The sequence below is a fragment of the Bacteroides rodentium JCM 16496 genome (assembly GCF_000614125.1).
GTDB lineage: Bacteria > Bacteroidota > Bacteroidia > Bacteroidales > Bacteroidaceae > Bacteroides > Bacteroides rodentium.
Genome location: NZ_BAKJ01000031.1, coordinates 37,023 through 58,483, shown reverse-complemented (window position 1 = coordinate 58,483; position 21,461 = coordinate 37,023). Strand labels below are relative to the sequence as shown.

The following is a 21,461-nucleotide window of genomic DNA, read 5'->3' as shown; positions in this document are numbered from 1 at the left end:
TATAGGCTATAGTATGCTATTTACTATTGGTATAGAAAAAGTCGGGCAAAAATTGTTGTAAACTTGGGAAGAAGTAACCCTGAAGTTGGCGGAAACTGGTAACGAAGGTGGGAAAATTTATTCTTACCACAACTATGCTCTTTCCTTACTGCATTTGTGTTTCTTTCTTATAGTAGAACAGAAATGATTTGCGAAAAGAAAAGCAAATCAATTACTTTTTACTATACAACGTCTGTGGTAAGAAAAGAACACTGGTGTGGTAAGATTAATAAGTAGCCTTCAACAGACTACTTGCCAGTGAGCAAAAGGACAATATTCAGGTAGATACTTTCTGTTTTTAGGAAGTTTTTGCCTGAATATTGTCAAACGGAAATGAATTGAGAAAAAGATAGCTGTAGATAGAAGGTAACTTGATTCTGTATTACTTTAACTCTTTAATAGTTCTCCTTCATTAAGCAACGAACTGGGTGTTGTATTGAAATATTTGGTGAAGCACCTTGTGAAGTATTTCGGGTCGTTGAATCCCACTTCGTATGCAATTTCCGCAATGTTCATGCTTTTGCTTTCCCGGTTTTCCAGCAGCATTTCGCGGGCGATGTTCAGTCGGTAGTTTCGTATGAACTGCCCGGCAGATTGTCCGACGAGGCTTTGTAGTTTTTTGTTCAGCAGGCTCTTGCTCACTCCGGCCGCTTCGCAGAAATCACTGACTTCGAAATAGGAGTTCTTGTAGTTCTTCTTGATGACATCCATAATGTGGTTAAGGAATTTCTTGTCACCCGATTCTTCTTCCATGTTTAGGGCGTTTACGTCCATTGCCATGGCAAACTTCTTTTGATAGCGTTTGCGGTTTTCCAAGATATTCTCTATGCGGGTCAGCAACAGAGCCTCGTCGAAAGGTTTCAGCAGATATTCGTCCACTCCGGTGCGGTAGCTCTCCAAACGGGATTCTTGCGAGGTCTTGGCAGTCAGCATCAGGAAGGGGATGTGGGAGATGGCGAAGTTTTCCTTTACTCGGCGGGACAGTTCGATACCATCCATTACAGGCATCATCAGGTCGCTGACGATGAAGTCCACTGCATATGAACTCAATACGTCCAAGGCCTCTGCACCGTTGGTTGCTTCTAGTACATTGTAGCGGTCGCGGAGGATGGAGCGGACGTATCCGCGCATATCCGCATTGTCTTCCACAACAAGAATCGTCAGGCTTTTTCCTGTATGGCTGGTGGCTTGTGGTACGCTTACGGTTTCTTGTTTGTCCGTTTGGGCGACTTGTCTTGCAGCCTCCTCTTTGTCGTTCAATGGTATGAGAATGCGTAACGAGCAGCCTGCACTGCGATTGTTTCGTGCATAGATTTCACCGCCGTGCATCTGTATGATGCGTTTGCATAGGTAGAGTCCGATGCCGCTTCCGGCCTGGCCGTACATAGGGTATTTGGTCTGATTTTGTGACTGGTAGAAACGGTTGAATACCTTGTTTGTGTCTTCGTTGGGTATGCCACTGCCGGTATCACTGACACAGAGGTAGAGCGTGGTTCTTCCCTCTTCGGCAGTGGGCAGTTGGGCCACAAATAAGGATACACTTCCACCATTGGGAGTGAATTTGATAGCGTTGCTGAGTAGGTTGGTCATTACCTTGTGCATGGCTTCTTCATCATAGGTGGTTTCGGGCGAAGGCATTCGGTAATAGCGTTTCAGTGTGATGTTCCGTTCTTTGGCAAAAACTTCAAAGGGCACGATCAAATCATCGGTAAACTTCAGGAAGTTGCCGTGTGTCTTTACGATTTTCAGTTTGCCCGACTCTACTTTGCGGAAGTCCATCAATTGGTTGACGAGTGAAAGCAGGTATTTCGAATTGCGTTCAACAAAGTGCAACTGTTCTATTACTTGTGGGTTGTAACTCAGTTTCAAGGCGCGCTCTATGGGACCGATAATCAAGGTTATCGGAGTACGGAATTCATGCGTGATGTTGGTGAAGAAGGCTATCTTGTCGATGGTGAGTTCCTGCACTTTGCGAGCCATTTGCACTAGTTGGGACTTTTGGCGGGTGATTTTCTCGTTCTGTTGTTTCAGCATGTTGTTCTGGCGGGAGAGTTCTTCGGTTTGACGTTCCAGCAGTTGTTTCTGTTCGTTTAGCTCGTGGGTGCGTTGCTCCACTTTGCGGTGGAGCAATTCCCGCTGTTTTTTGAGGCTACGTATGCGCCATTGGTAGAACAGCCAGACGGCGAGCGAGAGAAGCAGGAAAGTCAGCAGGGTGAACCAGCCCGTCTTATAGAAATAGGGAGTGATGATGATACTAAGTTCTGCGACGGCTTTTTCCGGAATGCCGTTGCCCGAAGTGTACTTCACTTGTAGCGTGTAGGTACCGGGCGAGAGGTTGGTGTAGTTGGCAAAGCGGCGGTTGTTATGTACATGTACCCATTCCTTGTCGAAGCCGATGAGCCGATAACTATATGTTGCCGTGTTGTAGGGGTCGAAGTTGAGGGCGGAGAATTCTAATGAGAATGATTTCTGCCGCTCGTGCAAGCGTATTTCTTTTGTTACGGAGATGTCTTGCGACAACAGTTCACTACCAGGTTGCACTTCCTCATTGCCTACAATTAATTTGGTGAATCGTACTTGCGCAGGCTGTGACGGAGTGTCGGGTATGTCACACTCTATGCTCACCAGACCTGCCACAGTGCCGAAGTATAGTCTGTCGTGGGTAGAGTGGCAAGCGGCGTTCCAGTAGAATTGGGTATTTACAAGTCCGTCTTGCCGGGTATAGTTGATGAATCGTTCTTCGGATTTTATAAATCGGGACAGACCGTTGTTGGTGGCCATCCACAGGCAACCTTTGCTGTCTTCAAGGATGCCGACCACACAGTTGTTTGCCAGCCCTTGGGCAGTGGTGTAGGCAGTGAATTTTTCCTTTCCTTTGGTGTCAACGGTTCGTTTGTAGATGCCGTAGCCGTTGCTCCCTAACCATAAGGTGCCGTCATTGGTCTCGTAGATACAGGTGATTTTCTCTATCAGACCGGAAGTAGGAGCATCCAGCTTGTATTTTAAGTAGCGATAGGCGAAAAGACTGTCCGGTGAGTCGTATGTACGTGAGTGCAGGTCAATGATATACACCCCGTCCATGCATCCCATCCACAGCTTCCCGTCTTTGTCGATGATGGAACCGATGCATCCGTGTATGTTCTTGGCGGTATGGGCAGGCAGTGGAGAGATTACTTTCTTGGTGTTGAGGTCGTAAAGATAGATTCCTTGATTGGCACCAATCCACATGCCCTTGTTGATGGGGTCGTAAACCAAGGCTCCGACAAAGTCTATGGGGAACTCACAGCCGTTTGCAGTGGATATTACTTCGGGGAGGCGCTGGGGATTGTCGCGGTAGAGCCGGTTGAGGCCTCCGCCCCAAGTACCCACCCACAGCCGTCCTTCTCCATCGGCAGTGATGGCGCTGACGGAGTTATGGGTTAGTGTCCCGTTCTCTCGGGTGTAGTGTGAGAAGTGGTTACAGTCAGTTTCTTTGCGGTTCAGTCCGCCTTCCACGGTTCCTACCCAAAGTATGCCGTCTGCGTCCTCGTAGATGGCATTGACGGGGTTGTGTGAAAGGGTTTTCGGATTGTCGCGGTCGTTCTGGTAATTCTGCATGAAGAGACGTTTGGTTGTAAGTTTGTTTATACCTCCACTTTCCGTTCCTATCCAGATGTGTTTACCATCAATGGTGATGCAGTTGATGAAGTTGCTATTCAGTTGCAAGCCTCCTGTATGGGTGGACCTTTCACTGAGGTGCTTGAAGTTGTCTTTGAGGGGATTGTAAATGTTTATGCCACACAAACTGGCTATCAGCAGTTGGCGGTTGGGGGTCACAGCCAGATCGGTCAGGTAGTTGTGTGAAAGTGAATGTGGATCGTCGGAGGTATGTTCGTAGTGTTTCACGATGTTCTGGTTGCGGTTGTAGCGGTACAGTCCACGGTTGGTTGAAATCCAGACTTCATTTTCCTTGGCGATGAAGTCGGTGAAATAAGTGTCGGGTGCGAAGGTCAGGCATTCGGCAACGGGGGTAGCCTTGAGTCCTTCTTTGTTATCGGGACTTACTTTATAGAGTGTTCCGTTGATTCCTATCCATACTTTTCCGTCCTGGTCGATGTCGCAGAAAAATACATCGCTACGGTAAAGGCCGGGAGCTTCGAGGGAGCGGATGTCTTCGATGTCCCCGCTTTCATTGAATGCGATACGATAGAGGCGGTCACCGCTATGGAGCCAGATACATCCTATGGAATCGCATACGACGAGGGAGGCGGGCTGTCGAAACAAGTCAGCAAGTTGTTGTTGTTTGTCAAACAGGGATGCTGGTTGCAGGGTGGAGAGGTCAATGAGGTCGGTACCTCCTTCAGAAACTACCCATAGCCGCTGGAAACGGTCTTCATGGACATTGCGGATGAAGTTGCTTTTGATTTTGCAATGGGGTGTGGTGGGACTGAAGTTGACGAATTCGTAGCCGTCGTAGCGCGACAGCCCTCCGCCTCCCATGGCTATCCATAGGAAACCACGGCTGTCTTTGTAGATATCGTCCACAAAGTTGTGGGGCAAGCCATCGTTGAGGGTGATGTAATTGATGTTGTAGTGGTCGGCAAATGTCTCTTGCGCCCGGAGTGGAGAACGGTTGCATACAGACAGCAAGACATATAATATAATAAGGTGTAGTATGAATTGTTTTTTCATTTTGTTTGGTATTAGTGACAGCAAAGATAACGGATCTAATGTTATGACAAAAGAAAGTTACGACCGTTTTGGCAGAGGTGGCTGATTGTCCACCTTAAAAGTCCGTTTATCCACTTCTATGGGGCTGGATTCGGCGTACATTTGCAGTAATGTTTATTTTAGATGAAAAATGATATTATGAAAAAATTACTGTATGTAGCTTTCTGCGTAGTTGCTACACTGTTGGCGGGATGCAAACCTGCTGTATTTTCTCCAGTGGCTTCGCCCAATCCTTGGGCAGATGACTATTCGGCTGTGTCATCGATGGAAAATTACCGTTTATGGGGTACTTATAACGTTCACGACCCTTCTTGTCGGAAACTTGACGATTATTACTATATGTATTCCACGGATGCCATTTTTAGGGAGAACCGTGAGGAAGCTCAGGAAAAAGGTGTGCCCTTGGGATATATACAAGTGCGCCGCTCCCAAGATTTGGTGCATTGGGACTTCCGGGGATGGGCATTTCCCGAGATACCGCAGGAGGCGGTGGAGTGGGTGCATGGTTGCACCGGAGGTGAAGGTGCTACGAACATCTGGCTCCTTACATCATCTCTTATGGCAATTTTTATAGGCTTTATTATTGTGTGTCGGCTTTTGGACGCAGCACATCCTACATCGGTTTGGCAGAGTCCGAATCTCCCGAAGGCCCTTGGAACCAGGTGGGTTGTGTGGTGAAGACGGACGATACAACTCCCATGAATGCCATCGACCCCAGTATTGTGGTTGATTCCGTCAGCGGGAAGTGGTGGATGCACTATGGTTCTTACTTTGGGGGGCTCTATTGTGTGGAGTTGAATCCTGAGACGGGACTAACTGTTGCCGAAGGTGACAAGGGGCATCTGATAGCCCGCCGTGCCAATTATAAGAAAGACAATTTGGAGGCTCCCGAGATATTTTATCATCCAATGTTGAGGCAGTACTATCTTTTTACGTCTTACGACCCGCTGATGACTACCTATAACGTACGTGTGGGACGTTCGGACAAGCCTGAAGGTCCGTTTACCGATTTTTTTGGAAAGGCTTTGGCCGATACAACCAATAATTTTCCAATCTTGACCGCGCCTTATCGTTTCACTAACCATCCGGGATGGGCGGGTACGGCACATTGCGGTGTGTTCGCTACGGATGACGGGCGGTACTTTATGGTGCATCAAGGACGCCTTTCGCCGCAAAACTTATTGATGGATTTGCATCTGCGTCAGGTATTCTTTACGAAAGATGGCTGGCCGGTCGTTTCGCCCGAACGCTATGCGGGCAGTGAGCCACGGAAGTTCCGGACTATTGATTTGGTGGGTGAGTGGGAAATCATCCGGGTACAGGAATCTTTGTACGAGCGTAGTTTGGAGGCCGGACAGATACTTTGGGGGGAAGGCGAACTGAAAGACGAGGAATGGAACGTCTCCCGCCACTTGAAGCTTGCAAAGGATGGAAAGCTGGATGAAGGGAAAGGAACTTGGGAACTCCAAGAGGCAGAGCAGCAGCTGACACTGGACTTTGGTACGGAAGTTGTGAAAAACTTGATAGTCTTTGCCGGGCACGATTGGGAGAATGAGACAGAAACGGTGCTCTTCACCGGAATAGACGGTCAAGGACGGTCTGTGTGGGGGAAGAGAACCAGATGATTGTCTGTGGATTGTCACCGATAACATTGCCTTATCAATACATCTACTTATAAAAAAGAATTTATCTAATAACAGAACCATGATGAAAAGTAAAGTTTTGGCAACTGCAGCTGCTTTGGCCATGGCTGTGGCGCTTCAGGCACAGACTAATGAGCTGATAGTGCAGGCTAAGAAGTTAGGTGCGGAGATTCAGCCTACCATGTACGGGCTGTTTTTCGAAGACATTAATTATGCCGCTGATGGCGGATTGTATGCGGAACTGGTGAAAAACCGTTCATTTGAGTTTCCGCAAAGGTTGATGGGCTGGAAAAGCTTCGGAAAAGTTTCTTTGAGGGATGACGGCCCTTTTGAGAGGAATCCGCATTACGTGCGTTTGGCATACGCCGGTCATCCGCATAAGCAGACCGGACTGGACAACGAAGGCTTTTTCGGTATCGGTGTGAAGCAGGGAGAGGAGTATCGTTTTTCGGTATGGGCACGCATCCCCGATGGTGGTGAGGCCGGGCGTATCCGTATTGAACTGGTCGATTCCAAATCCATGGGAGAACAGCATGCTTTCGCTACCGAAAACCTGACCATCGACTCAAAGGAGTGGAAGAAGTATCAAGTGACGCTGAACCCCACTGCCACCAATCCGAGGGCTGTGCTCCGCATCTTCCTTGCCGGACAGGCTACGGTGGATTTGGAACACGTTTCCCTATTTCCCGCAGATACTTGGAAGGGGCGTGAAAACGGTCTTCGTAAAGACTTAGTCCAGGCATTGGCAGATTTGAAGCCGGGAGTATTCCGCTTTCCGGGCGGTTGCATCGTTGAGGGTACCGATTTGGATACACGCTATGACTGGAAGAAATCAGTGGGGCCGGTAGAGAACCGTCCGCTGAACGAGAATCGCTGGCAGTACACCTTCCCCCACCGCTTTTATCCCGACTATTATCAAAGCTACGGCTGGGATTCTATGAGTTTTTCCAACTTTCGGAGGAGATTGGCGCGGAACCGCTTCCGGTGTTGAGCTGCGGACTGGCTTGTCAGTTCCAGAATCCGGACAAAGAAGCCCATGTGCCGGTATGCGAATTGCAGAGCTATATCCAGGATGCGCTCGACTTGATAGAATTCGCCAATGGTGATGTCACCACTGAATGGGGAAAACTCCGTGCAGATATGGGACATCCTGCCCCATTCAACTTAAAATTTATCGGCATCGGCAACGAACAGTGGGGGAAAGAGTATCCTGAACATTTGGAGCCTTTTGTGAATGCCATCCGTAAGGCATATCCCGATATCCGGATTGTAGGCAGTTCGGGACCGGATTCCGAAGGAAAGCAGTTCGACTATCTATGGCCGGAGATGAAACGGCTGAAGGCGGACTTGGTGGATGAACATTTCTATCGTCCGGAAACATGGTTCTTAAGTCAGGGCGCCCGTTACGACAACTATGACCGTAAAGGACCGAAAGTGTTTGCCGGAGAGTATGCTTGCCATGGAAAGGGTAAGAAGTGGAACCACTTCCATGCCGCGCTTCTCGAGGCAGCCTTCATGACGGGATTGGAACGTAATGCCGACGTGGTACACATGGCTACATACGCCCCGCTCTTTGCCCATGTAGAGGGATGGCAATGGAGACCAGATATGATTTGGTTTGACAATCTGAATTCCGTGCGAACGGTGAGTTACTATGTGCAACAGTTGTATGCCCGGTACAAAGGAACCAATATTCTTCCTCTGACTATGGACAAGAAACCGTTGACGGGTGCCGAAGGGCAGAACGGGTTGTTTGCCAGTGCGGTGTACGACAAGAATACGAGTGAAATTATCGTCAAAGTTGCCAATACATCGGATGAGTCCCAATCCTTGAACATCACATTCGACGGGCTGAAGAAGAAAAGTGAAATCACCGGTGGGCGTTGCATCAAGTTAAGTTCCACAGACCCAAATAAGGACAACACGATAGAGCATCCTGCCACCATTGTTCCCCAAGAATCGGTACTGATGGTGCAGGGGAGGACTCTGAATACAGAGATTGGGGCAAATACATTTACGGTGTATATATTGAAGTGTGGGCTATAATGAGGAAACGACATGAATAAGGTTTATAAGTTTGTTATAGGGATGTTTTCTTTTTTGCTGGCAGTTCCTCAAGGACTGTCAGCGCAAGAAGACACTACTTTTGTTGCCGATGGAAATCCTATTGTGAAGTATAAGTTTATCAGTGACCCGGCTGCATGGTGCATGATGGAAAGGTGTATATCTATGGCGGGCACGACGAATGTCCTCCACCGGCAGAGCATTATCTTCTTAATGAATGGTGCGTTTTCTCTTCTTCAGACCTGAAGACATGGACGGAACACCCGTCTCCTTTGAAAGCAAAAGATTTTTCTTGGGCAAAAGGTGAGGCATGGGCAAGCCAGGTCATAGAACGTGATGGCAAGTTTTATTGGTATGTGACTGTGGAGCATAGTACTATTCCCGGTAAGTCCATCGGTGTCGCTGTTTCCGATTCTCCTACCGGGCCTTTTGTGGATGCTCGTGGCTCTGCCTTATCACCAATGACATGACTACTGAGCGCAGCAACAGTTATTGGGATGATATCGATCCGACTGTCTTTATTGATGATGACGGTCAGGCTTATCTGTACTGGGGGAACAGTCAATGTTACTTTGCCAAATTGAAGAAGAACATGATAGAACTGGACGGTCCCATCATTCCGGTGGATTTGCCCCGTTTCACGGAGGCGGCTTGGATTCATAAGCGTGGTGAGTGGTATTATCTATCCTATGCCAGCGAATTTCCCGAGAAGCTTTGCTATGCCATGAGCCGCGACATCACGGGACCTTGGGAGTGCAAAGGATTGCTGAACGAACTGGCTGGTAATTGCAATACCAATCATCAGGCTATCATTGAGTTTAAGGGAAACTGGTATTGTATCTATCATAACGGTGCCATCAATACGGCAGGTGGAAGTTTCCGTCGTTCAATTTGTATAGATCGAATCTATTACAATGAGGATGGTACCATGAAGCGGTTACAGATGACAACAGAAGGAGTGTGGTAGAACGCTTACATCATTGTTGAATAAAAAGAGAGGTTGTGTCAATTCTGACACAACCTCTCTTTTTATCTATTTCAATCTTTCTGACTTATTCTAATCTGCGGGCACCGTCGCTGATGACTACATCATATACTTTCGGGCTTCTGCCGAACTTCTTCTTGAATTCATCTTTTGCTTTTTCGATGAATGTGCTGTACAATTCATCCTTTACCAGATTGATTGTACATCCACCGAATCCACCGCCCATGACACGTGAACCGGTAACTCCACAATCGAATGCAAGGTCATTCAGAAAATCGAGTTCTTCGCAGCTTACTTCATACAACTTACTCATGCCATGATGTGTTTCATACATCTTTTGGCCTACAGTTTCATAATCGCCTTTTTCCAGGGCGTCGCAAACGTCGAGTACACGTTGAATCTCTTCGATGACATATTCTGCACGCATATAGTCTTCTGCGCCGATGTCGGCTTTGGCTTCTTCCAGCATGCCCATGGTAACGTCACGCAGGAATTCTACGTGTGGATGCTTCTTCTGAACAGCGGCAACAGCAGCTTCGCAGCTTTGACGACGTTTGTTGTATGCTGAAGATGCAAGTTCGTGTTTCACTACAGAATCTACAAGAACCAGACGATAGCCTTGCGGGTCGAATGGGAAATACTGATATTCCAGTGAACGGCAATCCAGACGGATGAGGCTTCCTTTCTTTCCGAATACAGAAGCAAATTGGTCCATGATACCACAGTTTACGCCACAATAGTTATGTTCTGTAGATTGTCCCACTTTTGCCAATTCAAATTTGTCTATCTTGTTGTCACCGAACAAGTCGTTCAAAGCATAGGCATAGGTACTTTCCAAAGCTGCTGAAGAGGACATTCCTGCGCCCAGAGGCACATCGCCTGCAAAAGCGGTATTGAAACCTTTTACATCTACACCGCGTTTCATCATTTCCCGGCACACGCCAAAGATATATCTTGCCCAGCTTGCGCGGGGTGCATCTTCTTCATTCAAGCCAAATTCCACATAATCTTTCAGGTCGATGGAATAAGCTTTTACTGTGTTTGTGCCGTTGGGCTTTATTTCTGCAATCATTCCTTTATCGATTGCTCCGGGGAATACAAAACCACCGTTATAGTCTGTATGCTCACCGATAAGGTTGATGCGACCCGGAGAAGCATAAACAGCTCCCGTTGTTCCGTCAAAGTGCTTGATGAAACGGCTTCTTACGTATTCTATATCCATGATATTTATATTTTATAAGGTGAATAAATAAATTACCTATATTTTCTTGTTAATCGACCTTGATGTCCTTATTGACATTTTTGCAGCCTACCAAACCGTAGAACAACAGATAGCCAAGGGCTGCGATGATAACCCAGTAACTCGGCATGAAACCTGCAATGTCGGCCACCAAACCTTGGATAACGGGCAAGATGCCGCCGCCGCATACCAATACCATGAACAGACCGGAAGCGGCTGCCAAATATTTACCCAATCCTTCTACGGCCAGATTAAAGATACCACCCCACATGATGGAAGTACACAGACCTACCAGTACCAGATACATTGCATTGATGGGTACTTCTGCAAATCCGAAAGAGAGACCTCCCGTAGCGCTTTGTTGGAGTACCGGCAGATTGACAAGTGAACCGGTAGATGAGAAGATGGCAAGGAATACCAAAAGTAAGCCTAATGCGGAAGTAAAGGTAAGCATTGCCTTACTGGAGATTTTTGCACCCAATGAAGCGCCGGCCAGACGTCCAATCAGCATGAGGAACCAATATGTACCTACAACAAAACCGGAAATGGTGGAAGAAATACCTGCTCCTCCCTTTTCAATCGGGTCGGTCAAGAACAAGTTCAGAGTACCCGGTACACCAACTTCGACACCTACATATACAAAGATTGCTATAGCTCCCAAAATGAAGTGGCGGAATTTTAAAGCGCCTGACATCAACTTACCGATAGGTTCTGTTGAAGTTGCAGCATTGGGTTCCGGTATGGGCACAATCAAAAGAACGAAGAACGCGATGGCAAATACAGCCATTGCTGTGTACATTACAGGGAATATCTGAGAGATAGTAGCTTTTTCAATGGAACCGGCAATCAGGATACCTACGAACATCGGAGTAATGGTGGCCATTACGGAGTTGAAAGAGCCGCCCACTTGGATAAGCTGGTTTCCTTTGTTACCTTCGCCGCCGAGCTTGTTCAGCATCGGGTTGACTACCGTATTAAGCAAACACATGGAGAAACCGGCGATGAAAGCGCCAATCAAATATACGGCAAAAGCCATATCAGGGCTTGAATGACGGATAAATATTGGATACCTACACCGATAAAGCTACAGCTACTGCTATCAATGCCGTTTTTTTATACCCTACCCGTTGTAATAAGATGCCGCTTGGTATTCCCATCACTGCATATGCAATAAAGTTACCGAAGTTGCCCAACATCCCTAAAGCGTTGGATACTGAAAACTGATTTTTCAGTACGATTCCCATAGGAGCAGCAAGGTTGGTAACAAATGAAATCATACCAAAAAGGAAGATCATCGTGATAATTGCGATGAGTTTACCATTCTGTTTTTGTTGTGTCATGGTTTTGTAAAATTAATAAGTTTATAAATTGGATTAGTTATTTCATTCTTGTACACCAAACTTGTAGATTGTCACTTGCTGGTACTCATCACCCGGTAGCAATACTGCCGACGGAAAATGGGACTTGTTGGGCGTATCGGGAAAACACTGGGCCTCAAAGCAGACTGCACTTCTTGCAGGGAAAGTGGCTCCATGGGCACCTTCAAAGCCTCCGAGCCAGTTTCCAGTGTAGAGCTGGACGCCATTTTCAGTGGTATATACTTCCATAGTTCGTCCGCTGTTGGGCTCTATGCAGGTGGCTGCAAGGCTCAACTCTCCACTTTCAGTCTTGTTCAGTACATAGCAATGGTCATATCCTGCACCATTTACAATTTGTGTATGCTCCTCATCAATTCGTTCGCCAAGAGTATGGGGAGTACGGAAATCCATAGGAGTACCTTCTACCTTCAATATCTCTCCGGTAGGAATGGATACTTCATCGATGGGTACATAAAAATCTGCGTTGATGGTAACGATATTGTTTAAGACTGTAGGAGAGGGATTGGCTATACCGGCAAGATTGAAGAAACCGTGATTGGTCAGATTGACGATGGTGGCTTTATCGGTAGTAGCCCGGTATTCGATGACCAGAGCATTGGTTTCATCCTCCAGGCGATAAGTCATTTCTACTTCGAGATTTCCGGGGAAGCCTCTTCACCGTCAGCGGATGTGTAGTTGAAGATGACTGTTGATGGCTCTGGCTGGACAGCGTCCCATACACGGGTATGAAAACCAGTCGGACCGCCATGCAGTGAGTTGGGACCATTGTTGATTGCCAATTGGTGCTCTTCGCCGTATAAAGTAAACTTTCCTTTGGCTATCCGGTTGCCGTAGCGTCCGATGGTAGTGTTTAGAAAAGGTTCCGGACTGTTGATTACATGTTCAATACTGTCGTGTCCTAATACAACATTGGCATATTTGCCATTTTTGTCGGGTACCATGATGGAAAGTATTGCACAGCCGTAATTAGTAACTGCAACTTCCATTCCCTGCGCATTCTTCAGGATAAACAAATCTGTCTTTTTGTTATTTATATCCTTTTGAAAGTCTTTTTGGTTCAAACCGGACAAATTACTTTCTGTTGGAGTAGTGTTTATCATATCCATGGTATTAATTAAATTTCTTGCAAATAAAAAGAAATTCTTTTGTTCCCCCAAGTAATTGGAAGGAAATGTGGAGAACATTTTAGGAAAGTTTAGCGTTTAACAAATGGAATACAAATTGATATTTTTTGTATGTTTGCCCCCGGAATCTAAAAAAATCACATCATTAACAGAAAGTTCTAATAAAAACAACGAATGTATCCTCTAAAATTTGAGCCTATTCTGAAGCAGACGCTTTGGGGAGGCGACAAGATTATTCCATTCAAACATTTGAATGATACCCTTGCCAATGTAGGCGAGAGTTGGGAAGTGTCGGCAGTAGAAGGTAGTGAGTCTATAGTGGCCAATGGTGCTGACAAAGGATTAACGCTGCCGGATATGGTCAGAAAATATAAGGAAGACCTGGTAGGAGAAGCTAATTATGCACGTTTCGGAAATAAGTTTCCTTTGTTGATAAAGTTTATTGATGCCAAGTTGGACTTGTCGATTCAGGTACACCCGGGTGACGAGTTGGCTAAGAAACGTCATAACAGTTTTGGTAAAAATGAAATGTGGTATGTTATTGCTGCTGACCAGGGTGCCAAGCTGATTTCCGGTTTTGCAGAGCAGATTACTCCGAAAGAATATAAGGAACGAGTGTATAATGGTACGTTTGCGAATGTTCTGCAGACTTGCGCCATTAAACCGGGCGATGTGTTTTATGTGCCTGCAGGTCGGGTACATGGAATCGGTGCGGGAGCTTTTGTAGCGGAAATACAGCAAACGTCGGATATCACTTACCGTATTTTTGATTACAATCGTAAGGATAAGGATGGTAAATCAAGAGAACTGCATACAAGCCAGGCTATTGATGCCATTAATTTTGCAGATGTGCAGGACGATTTTCGTACGGAGTACGAGCAGGTGCAGAATGAACCGGTAGAAATGGTGGCAAGCCCGTATTTCACGACTTCCATCTATGACATGACGGAAGAAATCACTTGTGACTATTCTGAACTGGATTCTTTTGTTATCTTTATTTGTGTGGAGGCTCTTGCCGTATTATTGATAATGAGAAGAATGAAGTTTTCGTACAGGCGGGCGAAACAGTCCTGTTGCCGGCTGCAACCCAAGAAGTGACAATTGTGCCTGAAGGAGCAGTGAAGTTGCTTGAGACGTACGTATAAAAGTGCTTAGACTATATCGGATAAAAAAAGAGGGGATGACTATTGTGGTCATCCCCTCTTTTTATCCGATATTCTATCTCTTTCTTCCAAATATTTTTCTGAATTTCTTCATTACCTTTACTCCCAATACTATACCGTCAAAAACAGCCATACCCGTGTTGAATGCTCTCATCATGGCATTTGCCTTGTTGGTGGCTGGTTCCAGCGGAGCAAAAATCTCTTGTGTAAGCCCGGTCATGATTTCTTTCTGGAGTCGTATTTCTTGTAGCAGCATGGCTTTTTTCTGGGCGATGCTTTCTAAAGTGACGGGAGTGGTATTGGTCGTATTATCCATGAATATTTCGGATTAATTGTTTAAGAATAATTCTGCGATAAGTTTTACTGTCGGATCAATAATGAGCTTTTTGCGGAATAGGACAAGCAGAACGATGAGTAGGATATGGAAGCACGTGATAAGTGCAAAACTCATCATTAGCCCGCCTACCAGCGGAGCTAAGATATAGACCAGCGTAAACGACAGGTGAAACAGAACCACTACGCCGAGTATGACGACCAATAGCACCAATAGAAGCGTAGAAAGCAGTTTGGACAGTTTTTCGGTGACTTCCAGTTTGGTGTATTCTTTCTGTAGCTCCAGGTATTTCTTGAATTCCATGAAGAGCTGCTGCATATTTTCTATACTTTTGTCGTCTGCAAACATAGTGGTTCTGTTTTTTGCCTTATTCCGTTACCTCACCTTTGATTTCCGCAGCAATTTCATCTACCAAGTCTTCCATTTCGCTTCGGTTCAGACGAATCCCTTTCTTACGGAGAATTTCTGCGATTTTGTTACGGGTGTCTTCTCCTTTTTCAGGAGCAAATAAGATACCGAGGGCTGCACCTACTGCGGCACCACCCAAGAAAGCTGCTAAAACATTTAATCCTTTCATACGATATTCCTTTCTTTAGAGGTTTATAATGACAAAACTAACAATAATTTTGGTAAGTTTGTTCGTAGCAGCTGCTTTTTTTGAAATTATCTTTGCATTTTCATTATCCTGCCTTCTCCCTGTCTGCTCCCTACCTGCTCCCTGTCTGCTCCCTGTCTGCTCCCAACGTATGGACACGGAGAAAATACGGAGCAGGTAGGGAGTAGGCGGGGAGAGGCTGTTTTGTGTGCCGGTAATTCTGTTTTCAACAGCTGATTTGCGTGTATGTAAATAAAACAGAAAATACTTACCTTCTTATGCTATAGTCGAACAGAATTGGTTTGCGAAAAAACACGGAGTAATTTACTTCTCCTCCTCTGGGGAGGTTGCTCTCTCTATTCGTTTTTCTTTTCGCAAATCATTTCTGTTTTACTATTAAATTGCGTGTCTGAAAAAAATCAAAGAAGAGAGCGGGGCAACCCTTCTTGGCAATTACCGTGAATGATGCCGGTCAGAACTGTTCCGGTTAACCTGCTTTTTTCTTCTCCAAAAGTCTCCATTCGTGCGGCTCCCGCGATAGATTTTGTTTTCCTTGGTTTTGGCCTTAATTTCTTCAGTCTTGATTTCCTGGGCTTTTAAGCCATCGGCGGTGACAAAAGGGTGTTCTTTTATTACCGGGATGTTTTTCCCTATCAATTTTTGGATATCTTTCAGGTAAGGCAGTTCTTCCGATTCGCAAAAGGAGAGGGCAATACCGTCGTGGCCGGCACGTCCGGTTCGTCCGATACGGTGCACGTATGTTTCCGGAACGTTGGGCAACTCGTAGTTGATGACGTGTGATAGTTGGTCCACGTCGATGCCTCGTGCTGCAATGTCGGTTGCTATCAGTACGCGCAGTTCATGGTTCTTAAAGCCGGTCAGTGCTCGCTGTCGGGCATTCTGCGACTTGTTTCCATGTATGGCTTCGGCTCTTATTCCGGACTTACTAAGGATACGTGCAAGTTTGTCTGCTCCATATTTAGTTCTGGTGAAGATAAGTACGGACTCTATAGCCGGATTCTTCAGCAGATGAATCAGTAAGTCTTTTTTCTCTTTTTTCTCAACGAAATAGACTGATTGGGAGATAGTGTCAACCGTAGACGATGCAGGGGTGACTTCCACTTTTTCGGGGTGCGTCAGCATGGAGTTTGCCAAGGTCTCTATTTCCGGAGGCATTGTGGCCGAAAAGAAGAGTGTCTGCCGTTTTGCGGGCAATAACTTTAATATGCGTCGGATATCATGTATGAATCCCATGTCCAGCATCCGGTCCGCTTCGTCCAATACGAAGAATTCGAGTGCTTTCAGGCTAATGAAACCTTGGTTGACCAGGTCTTGCAGTCGTCCGGGAGTTGCAACCAGTATTTGTACTCCACGTTTCAGTTCATCTGTCTGTGGCTTTTGTCCTACACCGCCGAAGATGACGCATGTCTCAGCCCGGTATACTTACCGTATGCACTGAAGCATTCTCCTATCTGTATGGCCAGCTCGCGGGTCGGCGTCAGAATGAGTGCTTTGATACTTTTGCGGTTATCCGTTTTATATAACTTTTGCAAGATAGGGATGGAAAATGCGGCGGTTTTGCCTGTTCCGGTTTGAGCACATCCTAATAAGTCTTTTCCTTGAAGTAATATAGGGATCGATTTTTCCTGGATTGGGGTAGGGGTGGAATACCCCTCTTCTTGAAGAGCCTTCAATATAGGTTCTATCAAATTCAAATTTTCAAATGTCATGTAATCAATTAAGTGAGCCTCATGCTCTGTTTATATTTGACAAATATACGTCAAGTCTTCCGGGAAATCTCTTTTTATGGAGGGGTTTAATTATATTTAACTAAGAATGCTGAGGTATAATCGCATGTTATGGTGTACTTTTGTTCCATATTTAGATAGTGGCATGGAAAAATGATGAAATCGCATTTAAAATATCTTTGGATTGTATTGGTGGCTTGTACTTTGACTGCTTGCATGAATGGTGGGGGTGACTTGGCCGGTAAGTGCAGTTGCGTCAGTATCAATATGCCGACGGTACATCAGAGAAGGTGGACAGTGTATTTTATAATTTTCAAAAAGGAAGTTTTTCTGCCATATGTTTGTTGAAAGATGGAGGGTTGACTACGTTTTTTGGAAATTATTCTTTGAAAGGTGCTGAAATTTCCATTATTTTGTTGCCTGAAAGTGTTGGCTATAAAAACTATGATACTTATTTCGGGTGGCCGGAAGGAAAGCGTACCTTTAAAGTAGAAGATTTGTCCTACTCTTCATTGCGTTTGGAATATGAGGGTATGAAATCTGTTTTTCGGAAATTTTGAGATAAAGAATAAGAATAGACGATTTTACTAATAAAAACAATAGAAAAGATGAAAAAATTAGCTGCATTGGGAATGGGAGTATGCATAGCTCTGGCATTCTCTTCTTGTAAATCAAGTGAAAGTGCTTATAAGAAAGCATATGAAAAGGCAAAACAGCAGGAATTGGCCGAGCCGCAAACAACTGCTCCTGCTGAAGAGGTGGCTCCAGTGGTTACCGCTCCGGTAGAAGTAAAAGTGGTGGAAAGTGCACCTGCCGGCATGCGCCAGGAGAAGGTGACTGTGGTATCAGGTGGCACCAGCTTGAAAACCTTTAGTGTAGTTTGCGGAGCTTATAGCGTGAAAGCTAATGCGGAAGGTGTGAAGCAGACATTGGTGAATGAAGGTTATACTGCATGGTGGTTTACAACGCAGAAAGAAACCTGTATCGTGTAGTTATCGGTACATTCGATGACAGAGCATCCGCCGAGAATCTGCGCGACTCTTTCAAAGCTAAACATCCTTCGAATGATGACTTTCAGAAGGCATGGTTGCTGTATAGCATCAATTAATAGAATTCTTTTTGGTAATTCATAACAGAGAGGAATACATATGTTTCCTTTCAAGATGAGGCAGTAACTGCGAAGTTACTGCCTTTTTCATGAAAAGCCCCTGATAAACTCATGTTGTCACAGTCTCTTTATTTCCTCTTCCTTCGTGAATATTTCACTCTATTTCTCTGCTCCGGATTGATTTTCCTGATTGTGAAAAGTGCTTATAATATTCTCTCTTTCGTTTAAAAGAAGTTATAAAACAAGAGGTGGAAACTTTTAGACCTGAAAAAGTTTTTTAATTTTGTGCCTTATCTTTGAGAAGAATATAGTATGGAACGACGATATATACTGAATGCGATTGATGCCGCTTTGCAGGCTGGCGAGAAAATTCTTTCCATTTACGATGATCCGGCATCGGATTTTCAGGTAGAAAAAAAAGCGGATAATTCTCCTCTTACTATTGCCGACCGTAAGGCTCATGAAACTATCTGCCGTTTTTTGGCCGATACACCTTTCCCTCTGCTAAGCGAGGAAGGCAAACATTTGCCTTTTTCGGAACGACGGAGTTGGGAAACTTTATGGATTGTAGACCCTTTGGACGGTACGAAGGAGTTCATCAAGAGGAACGGTGAGTTCACAGTGAATATAGCTTTGGTGCATCACTCGGTACCGGTAATGGGAGTCATTTATGTGCCGGTAAAAAAGGAACTCTATTTTGGAGTGCATGATTCGGGTGCTTATAAGCTATCCGGTATTACTGTGCGTGATGGAATGTCGTGGGATGAACTGCTTGCGAAAGCTGTCCAGCTGCCGGAAACAAGCGTGCACGAACGGTTTGTAATTGTGGCTTCCCGTTCGCATCTGACGCCCGAGACAGAAGATTATATCGAGAAAATGAAATGCAGCCATGCGGAAGTTGAGCTTATATCAAGTGGAAGTTCCATCAAGATTTGTTTGGTAGCTGAAGGCAAGGCTGATGTATATCCTCGTTTTGCCCCTACGATGGAATGGGATACGGCGGCTGGGCATGCTATTGCACGGGCTGCCGGAATGGAAATTTATCAGGCGGGGAAGGAAGAACCTTTGCAATATAATAAGGAGGATTTGCTGAATCCGTGGTTTATCGTAGAGTCCAAGCATACCGAAATAAAATAACGACTTTATGACATTTGAGATATTGTTTGTGCTGCTGGCATTGTTGGGCATGGTGATTGCCTTGGTTCTGGATAAAATGCGTCCGGGCATGGTGCTCTTTTCTGTCGTAGTATTGTTCTTGTGTGCAGGTATCCTCACTCCTAAGGAGATGCTGGAAGGGTTCAGTAATAAGGGGATGATTACTGTTGCCATGCTGTTTTTGGTCAGTGAAGGCATCAGGCAGTCGGGTGCCTTGGGGCAAATAATCAAGAAGTTGCTTCCCCAAGGTAAGACTACGGTTTTTAAAGCACAATTCCGTATGTTGCCCACCATTGCCTTTATTTCAGCTTTTCTAAACAATACTCCGGTGGTTGTTATCTTTGCTCCCATTATCAAGCGTTGGGCCGAATCGGTAAAATTGCCTGCTACCAAATTCCTTATACCCCTTTCTTATGTGACGATACTTGGCGGAATCTGCACCTTGATAGGGACGTCGACCAATCTGGTGGTGCATGGTATGATATTGGAAGCCGGATATGAAGGCTTTACTATGTTCGAGTTGGGCAAAGTGGGAATTTTCATTGCGATTGTGGGTATCTTTTATCTGTTTGCTTTTTCTTCAAAACTTTTGCCGGATGTTCGTACGGATGCGGTAAAGCTGGATGAGGAGCCGGAGGAGCATGGAGATTTACATCGGGTGGAAGCTGTACTCGGTGCCCGTTTTCCCGGTATCAACAAGAAACTTGGTGATTTTAACTTCAAGCGGCATTATGGGGCCGAAGTGAAGGAGATTAAGCGTAGCGGTCAGAGCATTGCCGAAAATTTGGAAAATGAATATCTCCGCGAAGGGGATACGCTGGTGGTGATGGCTGATGACTCTTTTGTAAAGACCTGGGGGAATCTTCGGTGTTCGTGTTGCTGGCCAATGGCAAAGATACGGAACCGGTGCCCGGAAAGGGAAAGCGCTGGTTTGCCTTGGCTTTGCTGATATTAATGATAGTAGGTGCAACGGTTGGTGAACTTCCGGTTGTCAAGGAAGCTTTTCCGGAAATCAAGCTGGATATGTTTTTCTTCGTTTCCATTACTACTATCATTATGGCCTGGACAAAGATATTCCCGGCCCGCAAGTATACCAAATATATATCTTGGGATATTCTGATAACGATTGCTTGTGCTTTTGCTATCAGCAAGGCGATGGTGAATTCCGGAGTGGCAGATGTTGTGGCGCGTTTCATTATAGGCATGAGCCATCATTATGGTCCCCACGTGCTACTGGCTGTTATGTTTATCATAACGAACTTGTTTACGGAACTGATCACGAACAATGCGGCCGCGGCACTCGCTTTCCCGTTGGCACTTTCCATCTCTTCACAGATGGGAGTCAGCCCGATGCCTTTCTTCGTTGTAATTTGTATGGCGGCTTCCGCCAGCTTCTCCACTCCTATAGGGTATCAGACAAATTTGATTGTACAAGGTATCGGTAACTATAAGTTCACGGATTTTGTACGCATCGGGTTACCTTTGAATATCATTACTTTCCTGATATCCATTTTCTTGATTCCTTTAATTTGGCCATTTTAAAAAAAGAAGAAATAATAACATATGGAAGAAAACAACCACATATATCCGATATTTGACAGAATGCTGATGCGGAGAGACAAAGAAGACTTGTTGAAGCAGCACAGCGTGATGATTTGGTTTACCGGCTTGAGCGGCTCCGGCAAAAGTACGATAGCCATTGCCTTGGAGCGCGAACTTCATAAAAGAGGATTGCTTTGCCGTATCCTGGATGGTGACAACATCAGCAGTGGCATCAACAATAACCTCGGTTTTACGGAGGCCGACCGTGTGGAGAATATCCGGCGTATAGCCGAAGTTTCCAAACTCTTTCTTGATACGGGTGTTATAACAATCGCGGCTTTTATCAGTCCTAATAACGATATTCGTGAAATGGCGGCTGATATTATCGGACAAGACGATTTTCTGGAAGTTTATGTCAGTACCCCGCTTGAAGAGTGTGAGCGCCGTGACGTGAAGGGACTTTATGCCAAGCACGTAAGGGCGAAATCAAGAATTTCACAGGTATTTCCGCGCCTTTTGAGGAACCGGCTCATCCGGCTCTGACGTTGGACACTTCTGTTCTCAGCCTGGAAGAATCGGTAAATAAACTGTTGGAAATCATTTTACCAAGAATTCAGAAGAAATAAGATATA

The 21,461-nt window shown here is 45.5% G+C and carries 6 protein-coding genes and 11 pseudogenes; 9 read left to right on the top strand and 8 right to left on the bottom strand.

Annotated elements, in window-relative coordinates:
* Positions 1 to 426 precede the first annotated feature (426 nt).
* Positions 427 to 4,710 (bottom strand): hybrid sensor histidine kinase/response regulator transcription factor, encoded by a 4,284-nt coding sequence (locus JCM16496_RS14005; protein WP_025835060.1) that lies wholly within the window; start codon positions 4,708 to 4,710, stop codon positions 427 to 429.
* A gap of 177 nt (positions 4,711 to 4,887) precedes the next feature.
* Here JCM16496_RS14005 and JCM16496_RS14000 point away from each other — a divergent pair.
* From JCM16496_RS14000 to JCM16496_RS13990, 3 pseudogenes are all read left to right on the top strand, one after another.
* A pseudogene (locus JCM16496_RS14000) lies at positions 4,888 to 6,374 on the top strand (arabinan endo-1,5-alpha-L-arabinosidase).
* 79 nt (positions 6,375 to 6,453) lie between these two features.
* Positions 6,454 to 8,438: pseudogene (locus JCM16496_RS13995) on the top strand (alpha-L-arabinofuranosidase family protein).
* Positions 8,439 to 8,480: 42 nt separating this feature from the next.
* Positions 8,481 to 9,423: pseudogene (locus JCM16496_RS13990) on the top strand (glycoside hydrolase family 43 protein).
* A gap of 85 nt (positions 9,424 to 9,508) precedes the next feature.
* Here the strand turns inward: JCM16496_RS13990 and galK are convergent.
* The 3 genes and pseudogenes from galK to JCM16496_RS13975 all read right to left on the bottom strand — a co-directional run bounded on the left by galK (position 9,509) and on the right by JCM16496_RS13975 (position 13,160).
* On the bottom strand, positions 9,509 to 10,663 hold the full coding sequence (gene galK, locus JCM16496_RS13985; protein ID WP_025835058.1) for a galactokinase: 1,155 nt from the start codon (positions 10,661 to 10,663) through the stop codon (positions 9,509 to 9,511).
* Positions 10,664 to 10,712: 49 nt separating this feature from the next.
* Positions 10,713 to 12,021: pseudogene (locus JCM16496_RS13980) on the bottom strand (sugar MFS transporter).
* 42 nt (positions 12,022 to 12,063) lie between these two features.
* A pseudogene (locus JCM16496_RS13975) lies at positions 12,064 to 13,160 on the bottom strand (aldose epimerase family protein).
* Between the two features lie 198 nt (positions 13,161 to 13,358).
* On the opposite strand from JCM16496_RS13975, the pseudogene JCM16496_RS13970 reads away from it, so the two are divergent.
* Positions 13,359 to 14,329: pseudogene (locus tag JCM16496_RS13970) on the top strand (type I phosphomannose isomerase catalytic subunit).
* A gap of 73 nt (positions 14,330 to 14,402) precedes the next feature.
* On the opposite strand, the gene JCM16496_RS13965 reads toward JCM16496_RS13970, so the two are convergent.
* The 4 genes and pseudogenes from JCM16496_RS13965 to JCM16496_RS13950 all read right to left on the bottom strand — a co-directional run bounded on the left by JCM16496_RS13965 (position 14,403) and on the right by JCM16496_RS13950 (position 17,006).
* The gene (locus tag JCM16496_RS13965) at positions 14,403 to 14,663 is read right to left on the bottom strand and encodes a hypothetical protein (protein WP_005826570.1); all 261 of its coding nucleotides are present in this window, start codon (positions 14,661 to 14,663) and stop codon (positions 14,403 to 14,405) included.
* Between the two features lie 12 nt (positions 14,664 to 14,675).
* Positions 14,676 to 15,029 carry a phage holin family protein gene (locus tag JCM16496_RS13960; RefSeq protein ID WP_025835055.1) on the bottom strand — a complete coding sequence of 118 codons (354 nt, stop codon included), beginning with the start codon at positions 15,027 to 15,029 and terminating at the stop codon, positions 14,676 to 14,678.
* Between the two features lie 19 nt (positions 15,030 to 15,048).
* Positions 15,049 to 15,258: a YtxH domain-containing protein gene (locus JCM16496_RS13955; protein WP_005826568.1), complete on the bottom strand. Its 210-nt coding sequence runs from the start codon at positions 15,256 to 15,258 to the stop codon at positions 15,049 to 15,051.
* A gap of 471 nt (positions 15,259 to 15,729) precedes the next feature.
* Positions 15,730 to 17,006, bottom strand: a pseudogene (locus tag JCM16496_RS13950) (DEAD/DEAH box helicase).
* Between the two features lie 174 nt (positions 17,007 to 17,180).
* Between JCM16496_RS13950 and JCM16496_RS13945 the strand changes: the two are divergent.
* The 5 genes and pseudogenes from JCM16496_RS13945 (at position 17,181) to cysC (ending at position 21,455) form a co-directional block, all read left to right on the top strand.
* Positions 17,181 to 17,584: pseudogene (locus tag JCM16496_RS13945) on the top strand (lipocalin-like domain-containing protein).
* A gap of 48 nt (positions 17,585 to 17,632) precedes the next feature.
* Positions 17,633 to 18,132: pseudogene (locus JCM16496_RS13940) on the top strand (SPOR domain-containing protein).
* A gap of 312 nt (positions 18,133 to 18,444) precedes the next feature.
* Positions 18,445 to 19,269, top strand: a complete 825-nt coding sequence (gene cysQ, locus JCM16496_RS13935; protein ID WP_025835052.1) for a 3'(2'),5'-bisphosphate nucleotidase CysQ — start codon at positions 18,445 to 18,447, stop codon at positions 19,267 to 19,269.
* 7 nt (positions 19,270 to 19,276) lie between these two features.
* Positions 19,277 to 20,829: pseudogene (locus JCM16496_RS13930) on the top strand (SLC13 family permease).
* Positions 20,830 to 20,850: 21 nt separating this feature from the next.
* Positions 20,851 to 21,455 (top strand): annotated as a pseudogene (cysC, locus tag JCM16496_RS13925) (adenylyl-sulfate kinase).
* Positions 21,456 to 21,461: the final 6 nt, after the last annotated feature.

Excerpts from the sequence above, each read along its gene's own strand:
- JCM16496_RS14005 (WP_025835060.1), bottom strand. The coding sequence starts at position 4,710 with ATGAAAAAACAATTCATACTACACCTTATTATATTATATGTCTTGCTG.
- galK (WP_025835058.1), bottom strand. The coding sequence starts at position 10,663 with ATGGATATAGAATACGTAAGAAGCCGTTTCATCAAGCACTTTGACGGA.
- JCM16496_RS13965 (WP_005826570.1), bottom strand. The coding sequence starts at position 14,663 with ATGGATAATACGACCAATACCACTCCCGTCACTTTAGAAAGCATCGCC.
- JCM16496_RS13960 (WP_025835055.1), bottom strand. The coding sequence starts at position 15,029 with ATGTTTGCAGACGACAAAAGTATAGAAAATATGCAGCAGCTCTTCATG.
- JCM16496_RS13955 (WP_005826568.1), bottom strand. The coding sequence starts at position 15,258 with ATGAAAGGATTAAATGTTTTAGCAGCTTTCTTGGGTGGTGCCGCAGTA.
- cysQ (WP_025835052.1), top strand. The coding sequence starts at position 18,445 with ATGGAACGACGATATATACTGAATGCGATTGATGCCGCTTTGCAGGCT.